The 15,207-nt window shown below is 54.7% G+C and carries 9 protein-coding genes; 7 read left to right on the forward strand and 2 right to left on the reverse strand.

The window, feature by feature from the left end; all coding sequences use genetic code 11:
* Positions 1 to 60: 60 nt before the first annotated feature.
* Both PGR6_RS14975 and PGR6_RS14980 read right to left on the reverse strand, forming a co-directional pair.
* Entirely contained in the window at positions 61 to 873 is an 813-nt protein-coding gene (locus tag PGR6_RS14975; protein WP_018926029.1) for a CheR family methyltransferase, read from the reverse strand.
* On the reverse strand, positions 873 to 4,364 hold the full coding sequence (locus tag PGR6_RS14980) for a response regulator (RefSeq protein ID WP_064618041.1): 3,492 nt from the start codon (positions 4,362 to 4,364) through the stop codon (positions 873 to 875). Before PGR6_RS14980 ends, PGR6_RS14975 begins: the two co-directional genes overlap by 1 nt.
* A gap of 258 nt (positions 4,365 to 4,622) precedes the next feature.
* Between PGR6_RS14980 and PGR6_RS14985 the strand changes: the two genes are divergently transcribed.
* The 7 genes from PGR6_RS14985 (at position 4,623) to PGR6_RS15015 (ending at position 15,144) form a co-directional block, all read left to right on the forward strand.
* Positions 4,623 to 4,985, forward strand: a complete 363-nt coding sequence (locus PGR6_RS14985) for a response regulator (RefSeq protein WP_018926031.1) — start codon at positions 4,623 to 4,625, stop codon at positions 4,983 to 4,985.
* Between the two features lie 200 nt (positions 4,986 to 5,185).
* Complete coding sequence (locus tag PGR6_RS14990; RefSeq protein WP_064618043.1) at positions 5,186 to 8,977, forward strand: hypothetical protein; 3,792 nt, start codon at positions 5,186 to 5,188, stop codon at positions 8,975 to 8,977.
* Between the two features lie 146 nt (positions 8,978 to 9,123).
* The gene (locus tag PGR6_RS14995) at positions 9,124 to 10,419 is read left to right on the forward strand and encodes a glycosyltransferase (RefSeq protein ID WP_064618045.1); all 1,296 of its coding nucleotides are present in this window, start codon (positions 9,124 to 9,126) and stop codon (positions 10,417 to 10,419) included.
* A gap of 149 nt (positions 10,420 to 10,568) precedes the next feature.
* Positions 10,569 to 11,435, forward strand: coding sequence for a phospholipase (locus PGR6_RS15000; RefSeq protein ID WP_018926034.1), 867 nt, complete (start codon positions 10,569 to 10,571; stop codon positions 11,433 to 11,435).
* A 189-nt stretch (positions 11,436 to 11,624) separates the two neighbouring features.
* Complete coding sequence (locus PGR6_RS15005) at positions 11,625 to 12,506, forward strand: hypothetical protein (RefSeq protein ID WP_064618047.1); 882 nt, start codon at positions 11,625 to 11,627, stop codon at positions 12,504 to 12,506.
* A gap of 80 nt (positions 12,507 to 12,586) precedes the next feature.
* Complete coding sequence (locus tag PGR6_RS15010) at positions 12,587 to 13,492, forward strand: AraC family transcriptional regulator (RefSeq protein WP_064618049.1); 906 nt, start codon at positions 12,587 to 12,589, stop codon at positions 13,490 to 13,492.
* 341 nt (positions 13,493 to 13,833) lie between these two features.
* Positions 13,834 to 15,144: an ABC transporter substrate-binding protein gene (locus tag PGR6_RS15015; RefSeq protein WP_064618051.1), complete on the forward strand. Its 1,311-nt coding sequence runs from the start codon at positions 13,834 to 13,836 to the stop codon at positions 15,142 to 15,144.
* The last annotated feature ends 63 nt before the right edge of the window (positions 15,145 to 15,207 follow it).

Genomic DNA, 15,207 nt, shown 5'->3' on the forward strand with positions numbered 1-15,207 from the left:
ACACGAAGACGGCCGAAGCACCGATCACGATAGCTTCTACACAAGGAATACCTGCACGGTTCATGATTTGCGGTAGATCCTTTCTTGTTTGACCAACGGCTCAAACTGATTGCCATAGGCCGAAAAATCCAGGGTTTCCTTGCTGCCCAGTGCCAGAAAGCCCCGATGACACAAAGATTCGTGAAACAAGCCGAACGTTCGATCCTGAAGCTTTTTGTTGAAGTAAATCAGCACATTACGACACGAAATCAATTGAGTTTCGGAGAATACGCTATCAGTGGCCAGGCTGTGATCGGCGAACGTTACGTTGTCGCACAGGCTCTTGTCGAAAATCGCGTAGTCATAAGCCGCCGTGTAGTAATCGGCGAACGAACGCTGACCACCGGCCTGCTGATAATTGTGAGTGTAGGCCCGAACATTCTGCAGGGAGAAAATCCCCTGCCTGGCTTTATCCAGCGAGCGCGGGTTGATGTCAGTGGCATAGATGATAGTGCGCTCCAGCAAGCCTTCTTCGCGCAGCAGGATCGCCATCGAATAGACCTCTTCGCCGGTGCTGCAACCGGCAATCCAGACCTTGATCGACGGATAGGTCTTGAGCAGCGGCACCACTTCCTGACGCAGCGCCAGGAAGTGCGAAGGGTCGCGAAACATTTCGCTGACCGGAATCGTCAGCAATTGCAGCAGCTGCATGAACGCGGTTGGGTCGTGCAGGACCTTCTCTTGCAGCGCCGAGATGGTATTGCACTCGAATTGGCTCAATGCATGGTTGACCCGACGCTTGATCGACGCGCCGGAGTAATCGCGAAAATCGTAGCTGTATTTGAGGTAGATCGCTTCGATCAACAACCTCAGTTCGATTTCGCTGCGCTCCATTAGAGGCGTTCCATCTTCGGTAACCACACACGAATCAGCGAGAACAGGCGATCCAGGTCGATGGGCTTGGCCAGGTAGTCGTTGGAGCCGGCCTGCAAGCAGCGCTCCTGATCGTCCTTCATCGCCTTGGCCGTCACCGCAATGATCGGCAGCTTGCGCCAGCGCGGATCATTGCGGATTTCCAGAGTGGCTTCGAAACCATCCATTTCCGGCATCATCACGTCCATCAGCACCAGGTCGATGTCCTCGACTTCATTTAATCGCTCAATTGCTTCACGACCGTTACGGCCAATCACCACCACCGCGCCCTTCTGCTCCAGCGCACTGGTCAGGGCGAAGATATTGCGTACATCGTCATCCACCAGCAGCACTTTGCGCCCCTCGAACACCTTGTCGCGGCTGCGGGCGGTCTTGAGCATGGTCTGGCGTTCATGGGATAAGCGGGATTCGACCTTGTGCAGGAAGAGTGTCACTTCATCCAGCAACCGCTCGGGCGAACGCGCGCCCTTGATGATGATCGAGCGCGAATACTTGCGCAGCTCGGCCTCTTCGTCCCGGGTCAGGTTGCGTCCGGTATAGACGATCACCGGTGGAAACGAGCAGATATCCTCGCAGGACATGCGCTTGAGCAAGTCGTTGCCAAGCATGTCCGGCAGTTTCAGGTCGATGATCATGCAGTCGAAAATCGTCGTGCGCAGCAAATCGAGTGCATCCTGCGCCAGGCCGACGGCAGTGATTTCGATGTCCTCGTCGCCGATCAATCGGGCGATGCTGTCACGCTGCAGATCGTCGTCTTCGACCAGCAATATGCGTTTGACCTTCTGGGTCAGTTTGGCTTCGAGGCGGGCAAACACCTCCTTGAGCTCCTCGCGCGTAGTCGGTTTGACCGCGTAACCGATGGCGCCCATGTGCATGGCGGCCTCGACACGGTCTTCGACCGAGATCACATGCACGGGAATGTGCCGGGTTTCGGCTTGCTCTTTCAGGCGCTGCAACACCGTCAGCCCGGAATGATCCGGCAGGCGCATGTCCAGCAGGATCGCGTCGGGGATGAATTGCCTGGCCAGGTCGTAGCCTTCATCGGCGCCGTAGGCCACCAGGCACTGATAACCCAGTTCATGGGCCAGATCGTAGAGGATACGCGCAAAGTCCGGCTCATCTTCCACCACCAGGATGCAACGAGTGGCGAACGGCGCCCCGTAGCGATCATCATCGAAACGCGCGATTTCGACCTCGGCAACCAGCGGCACAGGCGCGGTAACCACGATGGCTTGCGGCATGGTCACCGGCGTAGCTTTCATCGTTTCGACAGGCGCATCGCCCGGTTCGATGTAGTGCTGCGGCAACACCAGGGTGAACACACTGCCCTGCCCCGGCGTGCTGGTCAGGCTGACGGAGCCGCCCAGCAAGGTGGCCAGATCACGAGAGATCGACAGGCCCAGGCCGGTTCCGCCGTAACGACGGTTAGTAGTGCCGTCGGCCTGACGGAAGGCTTCAAAAATGCTGTCCTGATGATCCGGCGCAATGCCGATCCCGGTATCACGGACGATAAAGGCGATGCCCTCGCCTGGCTGAGCCGCGACAATCAGGCTGACTGTGCCCTTTTCGGTGAACTTCACCGCGTTGGACAACAGGTTCTTGATCACTTGCTCCAGGCGCTGGCGATCGGTGAACAGCATCAGCGGTGCGTCAGCGCGCAATTCGACTTCAAAATCCAGTTTCTTGTCCGCGGCCAACGGCTCGAACATTCCTCGCAGGCCTTCCACCAGGCGCGCAACGCTGGTGTTCTCCGGACGCACCTCAAGCTTGCCGGCCTCAACCTTGGAAATGTCGAGAATGTCGTTGATCAGGTTGAGCAAGTCGTTGCCGGCGGAATAGATCGACTCGGCGAACTTGACCTGCTCGGCGCTGAGGTTTTCCTGCGGGTTTTCCGCCAGCAATTTCGCCAGAATCAACGAACTGTTCAGCGGCGTGCGCAATTCGTGGGACATGTTGGCAAGGAATTCGGATTTGTACTTGCTGGCACGCTGCAATTCTTCGGCGCGGGCCTCGAGCTCAAGCTGGGCCTGATTCAGCTGGCTGTTCTTCAGGTCCATGGCATCGCGTTGCTCGGCCAGGATCTGCGCCTGTTCGGCGAGTTGCTCGTTGGTTTGCTCCAGCTCGATCTGCTGGGTTTCCAGGTGAGCCTGGGACTCCTTGAGAACCCGCGACTGCTCTTCCAGCTCTTCGTTGGCGCTCTTGAGCTCTTCTTGCTGAACCTGCAACTCTTCGTTGAGTTGCTGGGTTTCGGCCAGCACTTCCTGTAAGCGCTGGCGATAGCGCGCCGCTTCGATCGAGGTGCCGATGTTGCCGGCAACCAGTTCGAGCAACTCGATGTCACGATCTGTCAGCGGTCGCAGGAAACCGAGTTCGATCACCCCGTTGACGCGATCGTCATCGCTGGTCGGCACCGCCACTACACTGCGTGGTAAACCGTCGCCCAGGCCGGAGCTGACTTTGAAGTAGTCCCCTGGCACCTCATCAAGACGAATCAGACGCGCCTGTTGCGCCACCTGGCCGACAATCCCTTCGCCATTGTAAATCTGCTGCTCAAGTGCTTCCTGTTCCCGGGAGAAACCGTAAGACGCGATGCGCTTCAGGCCACCATGCTCCTCACGGACATAGATCGCCGCGACGGCGCTGCCCAGGTATTGCGCGCAGAACTGCAGGATATTGCGGCCCAACAGATTGAGCGATAACTGCCCCAGGACTTGCTCGGCCAGTTCGGTCTGGCCATTGCGCAACCAGGCCTGCTGTTCCAGACGCCGGGCGCTGGCCTGTTGCGCGGCGAGGTTGACGCTGTAGCTGCGGGACAGGTTGAGTAGATCCCGGCGGCCGACATAGGCCAGCAATCCGCTGATACCGGCTACGAACAACAGATAAAGGGCGATGCTCCAGATTGTGGCGCTTCGCACTTCTTCATTGCGCGTGGCACGCAACTGCTGCTCCATGTCGATCACGTCTTCGAATTGCTTGCGGATCTCATCGGTCAACCGTTTGCCGCGCCCGACCTTGACGACGCTGCGGTAATCACCGCCTGCGCGCTGCAAATCGATTATCGATTGCGCGTAATTGGCCCATTCCGTCTGCAAGGCCTGGAGCCGGTGCAGGCGGTCGGTTTGCACCGAATTGTCCGCGGTCAGTTCGAGCAGGGTATTGAGGGCGACCGTTATTCTTGGCTTGGCCGTCTCATAGGGCTCGAGAAATTGCTCGTCGCCACTGAGCAGGAAACCGCGCATACCGGTTTCCAGATCGACGGTCAGTTTTACGGCTTCATTGGCATTATTGATCACCCGGTCCGAGTGCTGGACCCACTGGATCACCGACAGCAGATAGGTGATCAGCAAGACAAAGAACGCCGCGCTGATGACACCGACACCCAACGGCAGGCTGACGTTGCGGCTCAGGAGTTTACGGAATCGTTGCTCATCAACCGCAGGCGCAGAGGTCATGGGAAGCCTTGTCGAACTGTTGGATGCCATCGAGTCTGCCCCAAATCGGCCGAGGGGATCCATTTTTCTGACACGTTTTTCGGCAATACCCTGCATTTCACTGCTCCGGCGCAAAGGAGCGGTTATTCTTCGCGGCTCTTGTGCGGCTATTGTTCTTTGTAACGCCTCGGGAACTTGTCGTGATCCGTCCCATACTCATGCAAGAGCCCGGCGATTTCGATCGACGCTATCGCAAATCCAACCTTTGAGAGCCCCACTATGTCCACCAACACATCCACCATCCTGGTCGTCGAAGACGATGCCATCGTGCGCACGCTGATCGTCGATGTGCTGGAGGAACTGGAATACCGGGTACTTGAGGCCGATGGCTGTGAAGAGGCGCTGGATTTCATCAACGATGAGGACCAGCACATCGACCTGCTGATGACCGATGTGGGGCTGCCGGTCATGGACGGCCGGGAATTGGCGAAACAGGCACGCCTGCTGCGCCCCGAGTTGCCGATCCTGTTCGCCAGCGGTTATGCCGAAAGCATCGAGGTGCCTGACGGCATGCATGTGATCGGCAAGCCGTTCTCGATTGATCAACTGCGGGATAAGGTCAAGGACATACTTGAAGTGTAACTAAGCGTTTAAGCCGCACCGAGCACCTGCTCCTGAAAAGAGCGGTGCTTTTTAGTTTTTCCGCAACGGAACAGTTCGCGCCCTCAACAACTTTATGACCCCATCTGAAACAGGCACTAATACAATGCCAGTTGCCCAATAACTTAAACTAAAAGAGGATCCTCACACCTTTAAGCAACAACCAGTAGAAGGAACTACTAATGGACCAACAGCACACAGCTGCGAATTATAATTTGCAACTATCCAACCCTCAAGACATCACCCCTCGACTTAAACAAGGCATTGAGAGCGATAAAATCGAGCGAGGCGAAATCATCGCACAGCTTAAAAAGGCTATTTCCGGAAAAGAAAACAATGAGCAGATAGACTGGGAAGAGCTATTCATTACAGTGACCGAAGGTTCTTCGTTCGAACAGGCGCTGCGCCCCGGCGCTGTCATGTTGCAGAGCATGATCGACAAGCCCGCCTTTAAAGAAGTGCTCGCCTACTATTCCGTCCATCCCGATGCTTCGTTCTATGTTGTCGATGCAGGTCACATCATCGCCTCCCATAATGGCCGCGAAATACGATTGACCGCAAAGACCAAACTTGATCCGGACCTCAATGATGATTTGGTTGCAATCGCGGATATTGCAGCAACCATCGACAGAGTGGTGTTCTTCGACAATCGGCTGGGTGTTGCTCAATGGATCACATTCCACGAATACGAACTGCCCGAAGATGTAAAACGCATAAAAAACCTGATCAAACATCTAGAGTTTGACTACCACCCTTCCCCTGCATTGGGTAACTACTGGGAAGCCATCACGAGCAGTGAGGACAGGGCTTTGGTGTTGTCGGCGGATGACAGGCAAACAATTCGTACCTTGACCGCTCAGCACATCGGCGGACGCGGAAAACTGCTGGTGGACCTGTGTAGCATTGCATTGGGAAATCGTTCGAAAACAGCAAACCGATTGAATTGCCGCGAACTGCTGCATGAATTGGGTGTACACCCCTATTTCAAAAGCTGGTCCGAAAGTTACTTAAAAGCGCTTGACTGGTACGGATCCAAATCAGGTGAGTCCGTCTCAGAGTTGAACCTCGAGCAGGTGCTCATGACTGCAATTATTCTCGACATTTACCCGGACGCGGGAGGCGACGAGCGTCGAAATCACATCGCGGGTTACAACCTTTATGCACCTGAAAACATAGAGAAATCGGTTCCAGAGGTTTTCACTGAACTGGAACGGCATCTTGAGAATGAGCATGACATTCCTTCTAACACCAGTACGCTCGCCGCCTACTTGCTGCTGGCAGGCAGGGCACCCGAATTTCTGGTAAGAAATCTGCCCGAATCATTGCGACTGGGCACCCCCGAATGGATTACGTTCTGTCGGGGTGTTGCCATAGCAGAAGCCAACGCTTGCGGCTCCGTGCTTTCCATGACATTTGCAAACGTCATGCAACTTGAAGCGATTGAGCCAGTCAACAACGAGCAGGAAATTCTGCACAGCGTGCTATCAGTAGACCCGATTATTGACTGGGCGCTGTTGAACAACGTGATTACTCTTGAGCAGGTGATCAGTGACTATAAAGGTTCTGGTGATCGTGCCATTGAGGCTTATCAGACCTTTGCGGATGCCTATTCGCAAGCAGTCGCCACGTTATCGACCCCACTGCCCAGCCGAAAAGCGATTTCCCGGGAGATACTTGAGCAGATCGTGCCGGACTGCGATTTCATCGACGAAAAAATACTGTTCGAGAAACAACGGGGTTGGCACGAGTTCAACAATTTCGAGCCGTTAGCCATGTCCATGGTAGAGCTCAACATGTCCAACCATCTGGGGACACTGAACTGGGATTTGAAAAGAAGCCCTAGTCTCTACCAGAGATTTCCGCACCTTGTGCCTAATCTGGTCTCTACGGAGGGGATTTTCAAACGTCGTTTTGACCAGGCTTATGCGCCATTGGAAAAAGCGATGGCCAGTATTGTCAAGCTGGCTTTGTCGGCGTTACCGCCGGCTGACCGGGTTCGTTTGCTGTGCGGTGAAGTCACTTTCTTCACTATCCGGCCCTCGGTTGCCATCATCCAGCCTCCCGATTTGTTTCCTCAGGAAAAACAGAAAGCCAAAGATGAAGCCACGGGTCGCTATGGCGTCGTGATGTGCTCGAAATATGAAGGCCGGTTGTATTGTTATGAACTGTTCACCTTGCACGGTGAATGCAGGGAGAACCCTCAACTGGCAGTACTTGTGCAAAAAGAAGGTCTGCTGGCACAACCTGCGAGACTGGACTTTACCGATCACATCAACAGTTTGAGCAAAGCCGAAAAAATCCACAATTTGCCAACTGATATAGAGAGCTATACCCATGGAGTTCCACCAGGCAACACCCGGTCCAGTCATGGGGTAATTGAAAAACTGGGATCATTGAACGCATCGGTAAAAACAACACGCACTATTAAGCCTGGTTATTATGAGAGTTATCAAAGCGGAGAATTCAGCCCCCTGACAAATTTCATTTTGAAGCATCGCCCCCTCTGGACGTACGACGAACTGATAGAAGACGCACGGGGCCGAACGGAACTGGAGCAAAGACACTCAAAGGAAGAACAACAATTCGAGACATTCATTAATATTATTGTGCCCTTTAAATCCTGCATCGAAGACTTCTTCTCCGACGATCCGGACCGTAACAGGGGCAGTACGCTGTCCTGCACGCTTGAACTAGCGATGACCGTTTTGCTGGTTGTTGGCGTCGCCGCAAAAGCCGCTAGCGTTGCGGCAAAGGCCGTTTCCACGGCCTCGAAGACCAGAGCGCTAGCCAAGTTGGGCCTAGGGTTTCTCCACTCTGTGTTCAACCCGCTGGACGGTACGCCAGAGCTGATCCTGGGCGTCGGAAAGTATTTAAAGAAAGGTGTATTGGGTATCAGTCGGGCTGGCTTGAACTCTTTGGAAAGTGCAACCCATCAACTTCGAAGACTGACCGGCAGTGCTGACGCTTATGACTTGATCAAAGCGGCGCAACGAACTGATATCGGACAAGGAACCTGGCGTCCGCTGGGTAGCTCTGGAGATTCTTTCGTCGTGTCTGCGGTCCGCATGCAGGATGACTGGTACGCTCTCAACCGGCTGGGGCAGCCGTGGGGAAAGAAACTCAAAAACTTCGACTTGAGTTTCAAGTCCTACGTTCGCAAGAAACTCCTGCCGGATAGCTTCGTCTCCGCCTATGTCAAAAGAAGCTTACCGATCGCCCAGACAAAAATTGACACCGCACTGCATCAACTGGTGGCGAACAGTGCTGATTTCGAAGTAAAAGCAGTAATAAAGTATTTCTTCGGCAACAGTTCCGCTCAAACTGTTGAGCACCTGACCGAAGCATTACGCAAAATGAAAAAAGACCTCAATCACATCTCCCTGAAGAACATAGATATTGTAAAAAAACCTTCGGACGGCGCGCTGGCGGCAATGCTTCCCGAGACCTTCGCGCGATGGAAAGCAGCGAATTACCCTGCCGATTCAGTTAACAGTCGATTCATTAAGATCTACTCGGACAATATGACTGACTTTTTCCAAAAGGAAAGGTTCGACAGAGGACGGATCGCTGATGGCGTGGTGCATGAGATGTCTCATGGCTCACAACGTACGATTGACCTGATGTATGGCAACCCGGATCCCGCATTTGGTAAGGCCGGCGATGTCGATGTGACTCAGTTGATGAATCTGGCGAAGCATCCGGAAGGATTAGATCCTTTCACATTGCGGGATGCCGATCACAAGGGGTTCCGTGAGTTTAACCAGCTTAAAAAAGACTTGCCCAAGATCGTTGCCGAGGCTCCTGCACTCCTGAACGCCGACTCTTACGCCCTGGCTATTGGCTTGCTGAATCAACGATCGGCCAATTACCCGCGCTTTCTCGAAAACCTGGGCCGGATGAGGAGCAAGTTCGACACCGCTACCGGTAAGCACATCACGGAGGCTGTGATCATTAATCTGTCTACACTCGCCTAGATGCCTGGAACAGAAAATCTCTGTCAACGGGGGCGCTGACCTCCCGTAGACTCAAGTAAACGGCCGCAAACTCACAGGAATCGCCTCCTGTGGTTTAATTGCGGCCTTTTCTTCGTCCCTCCTCGCCTACACCAAGGAACACTGTCATGAGTCAGCTCAACGCAACCAAAGTCCTGGTCATTGGTTACGTCTGGCCCGAGCCCCGTTCTTCAGCGGCCGGTGGGCACGTCATGCAAATCCTTGAGACATTCTTGCAGCAAGGCTGGGACGTCACCTTCAGTAGCCCGGCCGGCACCGGCGAACATCGGGCTGATCTGACGGCGTTGGGCATTCGTGAAATTCCGATTGAATTGAACAATAGCAGTTTCGACGACTTCGTCAGTGAACTTGCTCCGGACATAGTGCTGTTCGATCAGTTCATGATGGAGGAGCAGTTTGGCTGGCGGGTCGAAAAATACTGTCCCGATGCCCTGCGTGTCCTCGAGACATCGGATCTGCAAAGCTTGCGGCACGCCCGGCATCAGCGCCTCAAGGATCGCTTGAAGGTCAATGACGACAATAATGATTTCAGCGACTTGTTCGCGCCGGCGTTGCGCGAAGAGTTCGAACTGATGGCTGATACCGATCTCGCCAAACGGGAGATTGCTGCGCTGTACCGTTGCGACTTGAACCTGATGATCTCTGAAGTGGAGATCGAATTGCTGGTCGAGCAATTCAAGCTGCCGCGCAACTTGTTGCACTGGTGTCCGCTGATGGTCGAACCTGAGCTCGTGCCGCCGACAGCCTTTGAAGATCGGGCGCACTTTCTCAGCATCGGCAATTTTCGACATGCGCCGAACTGGGATGCGGTGCTCTGGATGAAAACAGCCATCTGGCCGTTGATCCGCGAGCAACTGCCCACGGCTCAGTTGCATATCTACGGTGCTTACACCCCCCCCAAAGCTACGGCGTTGCACAACCCGGCCCAGGGCTTTCATGTCATGAACTGGGCAGAAGATGCTTTGCAAGTGATGTCGGCGGCACGCATTTGTCTGGCGCCTCTACGCTTCGGTGCCGGTATCAAAGGCAAGATCGTCGACGCCATGTTATGTGGCACCCCCACGGTGACGACGCCCATCGGCGCCGAAGCCATGCATGGCAATCATCCCTGGCCTGGGACCGTGGCCCGCACGGCACGGGAACTGGCTGACTGTGCGGTGCGGCTGTATAAGGATGAAGCGCTTTGGGCGCAGGCCCAATCCCACGGACAGAGGTTACTGGCCGATCGATATAAAATGTCGGAACATGGCCCGGCATTGATCAAGAAGTTGTTGCACTGCCAACAGCACTTGACTCAACTTAGACGCGATAATTTTACCGGTAGTATGTTGCGTCATCACCACCATAAAAGTACGCAATACATGGCGCAATGGATTGAGGCGAAAAACCGAAACCCTGCTTAAGTTACGCACAACCAAATACACATATCTTGCATTATCACAACGATTGATCGCCCCGCTCTTTCCCTTTATAAATTATTGACCGAAGTGAGTAACAGCCACTCACTTCGGCCAACCGATAACACCTATCAAACTATGCAAGGAAGCATTAAATGGACAATACTGTTCAGAACAACTACGTACTTAGAAACTGGATGGCCAGCACGCCGGCAATCGATACACTGTCGCTCAATGAGTTGACACTGCCAGGCACCCATAACGCCGGAAGCGACTGGAAAGCCACTTGGCTGCAAGGCCCGGGAGCCCATTGGCTGGCCTGTCAGCATAAATCGTTTTATTCCCAGCTACACAACGGTTCCCGCGCGCTGGATATTCGCCTGACTTACGACGCCCGCGCGCCGGGACTTGGAAAATTTCGCTGTCATCATAACAATTATCGCAATGACCGAACCCTGGGCCAACTTGTAACCGATGTAGAAAAATTCCTTCAGGAAAACCCCAATGAATTCATCATCCTGGACTTTCACGATCTGAGCGGAAGCACGTTTGACTTCGCTTATTTTAATGACATGATGATCCACTTTCTCGGTCATCGGATCATTCCCAGCAAAAACCGGTCGCTGAGTCTGCGTCAACTCAAACAAATCAGTTCTTTGCAAAGAATACTGGTCGCAGCCCCCAGGAACAGAGCCCTTGATCAAAACCTATTCATTGAACAGATCGAGCACAAATGGTCTGGAAACGGCCTCACCAGTGCCTCCGAGTTGGAGCAGCACATTATAAAAGTGCTGAAATTCCCGCCAGGCACATGGGCACCATGGTCCCTGTCCGCGACCAGTTATAGCGCTCTCGGTGGTCCGGTAGATATTCACGATGAGCTTAATTCGTGGTTTGACCCGAATAAAAGCGACTGGGCAACACGGTGCAACATTATCAATGTCGACTTCATTGAAGAAAGCAACATCGTTTCGTATTGCCTGACCGCAAACCTGAGTAAAGCGGCCAAGCGCGCCAACTAGCGCCGAGCCATTAAAGGATTAATTCTTATGCAAGTATTTCCGTGACTGGCAATGCAGTCGCGCACTTCTATGCTGGGTCATGAAAGCCTTTCTACGCAGGCGAGCAATAGAGGTATGGCACGCAGCCACACCCGAAACATGGACCTCGTCCCCTCCATGGAGGGGACGAGTCTACGACAAGGAACTGTCATGACCCATAACGCAGTAATCACGCTGGATAAACAAAAATGGATGAGTAATGCCCTCGACATCGATCGTATAAAACTGACTGATGTTATCTGGCCCGGCGCCCATAACGCCGGCATGGATAAACAGGCGCCTAATTATGAGGTGGTCGTCGGCAACTGGACGACATGTCAAAACGGTTCATTTGCATGGCAATTGTCCAATGGCGCACGGGCATTCGATATCCGCCTGGGCTACACCGAGGGGGCTGAGCAGTCGATTTTCTATTTCCATCACCATGGATATCAATCACATCGGGTTCTCGATGAACTCATCAGCGCAGTTTCATCTTTCCTGGACCGAAACCCGGATGAATTCGTGGTTTTGGACTTTCATCAGCTAGGGGACGGTAACAATCGCTTTGACTATCAGAAACTCAATGAGCTTCTGGTCAGCCAACTCGGACAGCGAGTGATACCGCCCGACAACGCCACAAAAACGATCGGCGAGCTCAAGCGGATCAGTGCTCTGCGCCGGGTGATATTAGCGGCGCCCGTACGGCGGGAACTGGATGAGAATTATTTCTGGCCGCGTATTGCACACAAGTGGATCAACAAGCGGTTTACCGACACCGAGGATTTGAAAACCCATATTTCCAACACACTCAAAGACGCGCCATACGAAACATTTTTATGGTCGTTATCGGCCACCAGCTACGCGTTTCTGGGAGGGCCTCAAGACATCAAAAACCACATCAATGACTGGTTCAATCCCACCCGGGACTGGGTCACGCGCTGCAGCATCATCAATACCGACTTTTTCGACGAATCCGAAATCGTTCGTTACTGCTGGAGTGCCACCAGCATGAAAGCGGTATACGGTGATGCCTTGCATGCCCCCGCCTGAGCACAGTCGCGTTGCAAGCTGGCCTTAGGCGCCCCGAAAGAGGCATGATCAAGAGGCGATAACAATAAAAGCGCCCTGACATGACCCGAACAGCCAGAGTCACCGATCCTTCCTACGAATTGATGGACGACCACAACGGGTTGTCCATCATCTATCGCCAACACGGATTCCCCTGCCCCCTGGTGCGCTGGCATTTCCACAAGGAATACGAACTGCACCTGATCATCGCCAGCTCCGGCAAGGTGTTCATCGGTGACTACATCGGTAACTTCTACCCGGAAACACTGTTCCTGACCGGCCCCAACCTGCCCCACAACTGGATCAGCCAGGTGGGCGAAGACGAAGTGGTGCCCGAGCGCGACATGCTGGTCAACTTCACTGACGAGCTGTTCGAAAGCGGCTATCAGGTGTTCGCCGAACTCAAGACAATTGCGCCCTTGCTGGAGCGCGCGCAGTACGGCATCGAGTTTCGCTGCAAGCGCACCATCCGCCAGGCCATGACCTTGATGCAGCGCATCGCCGACACCCACGGCATGACCCGGCTCGGGCATTTTTTCATTCTGCTGGAGTTGCTGGCGGCGTCCGATGACTACCAGTTGCTGTCCGGTGCCACAACGCCGCAATTGGCCGATGAACACAATATCGACCGCACCAACCGGGCGGTGGATTACATCTTTGCCCATTACGCCAGGGATTTAACGCTGGAAGAGGTGGCCGAGCATCTGGGTCTGAAGCCGACCTACTTCAGCCGAGTGTTCAAACAGGCCACCGGACGCTGCTTCATCGAGTTCGTCAATCGCCTGCGCATCAGCAAATCCTGCGAGCTGCTGGCCGATGGCGACAAAACGGTGACCGATGTGTGTTTCGAGTCGGGCTTCAACAACATTTCCAACTTCAACCGGCGTTTTCAGCAACTCAAGGGCATGACGCCGTCGCACTATCGGCGGCTGGCGGTGCAACGGTTGACTGAGCAGAATCAGCACTGACTTATCCTGTACCACGGATCCTTGTAGCAGCTGCCGAAGGCTGCGTTCGGCTGCGCAGCAGTCGCAAACCCGGCCACTCCACCTCTTCTGTATCGCCGCAGCTTCGGACCCGGCGAGGGCTTCGCCCTCGAACGCAGCCTGACGGCAGCTGCTACAGCGCGGCATGCAGCGACACCGGCCCCTGACTTCCCAGTGCAAAAAAGTATCGATCACAGTGCGATGGATGATTTGTCAGCCTGTCAATTGAAGGCTGTAATCGCTGCACATTCTTCCCTCCGCAGGAAGACACAAAAACAATAACTGTCCTTCTGTAACCCCCGGGTGCAGAAAAGGAGTGCACGATGCAACCTTCGGTAAAAGCTCTGCTTGCCCTCACCTGCATGACCCTCAGCAGCGTCAGCCTCGGCGCTCAGACCCTGACCATCGCCACCGTCAACAACAGCGACATGATCCGCATGCAAAAGCTCTCGAAAACCTTCGAAGCCGAGCATCCGGACATCAAACTCAATTGGGTGGTGCTTGAAGAAAACGTCCTGCGCCAACGCCTGACCACCGACATCGCGACCCAGGGCGGGCAGTTTGATGTGTTGACCATCGGCATGTACGAAGCCGCACTCTGGGGTGCCAAGGGTTGGCTGGAACCGATGAAGGACTTGCCGGCCAACTACGCCCTCGACGACGTTTTCCCTTCGGTGCGTGAAGGTCTTTCGGTCAAGGGCTCGCTCTATGCCCTGCCGTTCTACGCTGAAAGCTCCATCACCTATTACCGCACCGACCTGTTCAAGGACGCCGGGCTGACCATGCCGGAACGCCCGACCTGGGAACAGATCGGCGAATTCGCCAGCAAACTCACCCATAAAGATAAAGAACAGTACGGCATCTGCCTGCGCGGCAAGGCTGGCTGGGGCGAAAACATGGCGCTGATCACCACTGTCGCCAACGCCTATGGCGCGCGCTGGTTCGATGAGAAATGGCAGCCGGAATTCACCGGTGCTGAGTGGAAAAATGCGCTGAATTTCTACGTCGACACCATGAAAAAGTCCGGCCCGCCCGGCGCATCGAGTAACGGTTTCAATGAGAACCTGGCGCTGTTCAACAGCGGCAAGTGCGCGATCTGGGTCGATGCCAGTGTGGCCGGCTCGTTCGTCACCGATAAAACCCAGAGCAAAGTCAGCGACCACGTCGGCTTTACTTACGCACCGCATCAGGTCACCGACAAAGGTTCGGCCTGGCTGTATTCGTGGGCACTGGCCATCCCCACCAGTTCCAAGGCCAAGGAAGCGGCGAAAACCTTCAGCGCCTGGGCCACGTCCAAGGAGTACGGAGCCCTGGTCGCGGAAAAAGACGGCATCGCCAACGTGCCACCAGGCACTCGCGCTTCGACCTACACCGAGGCTTACATGAATGCCGCGCCGTTCGCCAAGGTGACGCTGGAATCGCTGAAAGCCGCGGACCCGAGCCAACCGTCCCTCAAGCCCGTGCCCTACATTGGCATCCAGCTGGTGACCATTCCTGAATTCCAGGCCGTGGGCACCCAGGTCGGCAAGCTGTTCTCGGCCGCGTTGATCGGCCAGACCACGGTCGACCAGGCCCTGACCGCCGCCCAGTCAACCACCGAACGTGAAATGAAGCGCGCCGGTTATCCCAAATAACCAGCGCCCCCATGTAGGGGTCGGCTTGTGTGGCGAGGGAGCTTGCTCCCGTTCGACTGCGCA

This window comes from Pseudomonas sp. GR 6-02, from assembly GCF_001655615.1.
Taxonomy (GTDB): Bacteria; Pseudomonadota; Gammaproteobacteria; order Pseudomonadales; family Pseudomonadaceae; genus Aquipseudomonas.

Coding starts and splice junctions, on each gene's coding strand:
- PGR6_RS14995 (WP_064618045.1), top strand. CDS start 9,124: ATGAGTCAGCTCAACGCAACCAAAGTCCTGGTCATTGGTTACGTCTGG.
- PGR6_RS15015 (WP_064618051.1), top strand. CDS start 13,834: ATGCAACCTTCGGTAAAAGCTCTGCTTGCCCTCACCTGCATGACCCTC.
- PGR6_RS14985 (WP_018926031.1), top strand. CDS start 4,623: ATGTCCACCAACACATCCACCATCCTGGTCGTCGAAGACGATGCCATC.
- PGR6_RS15005 (WP_064618047.1), top strand. CDS start 11,625: ATGACCCATAACGCAGTAATCACGCTGGATAAACAAAAATGGATGAGT.
- PGR6_RS15000 (WP_018926034.1), top strand. CDS start 10,569: ATGGACAATACTGTTCAGAACAACTACGTACTTAGAAACTGGATGGCC.
- PGR6_RS14980 (WP_064618041.1), bottom strand. CDS start 4,364: ATGACCTCTGCGCCTGCGGTTGATGAGCAACGATTCCGTAAACTCCTG.
- PGR6_RS15010 (WP_064618049.1), top strand. CDS start 12,587: ATGACCCGAACAGCCAGAGTCACCGATCCTTCCTACGAATTGATGGAC.
- PGR6_RS14975 (WP_018926029.1), bottom strand. CDS start 873: ATGGAGCGCAGCGAAATCGAACTGAGGTTGTTGATCGAAGCGATCTAC.
- PGR6_RS14990 (WP_064618043.1), top strand. CDS start 5,186: ATGGACCAACAGCACACAGCTGCGAATTATAATTTGCAACTATCCAAC.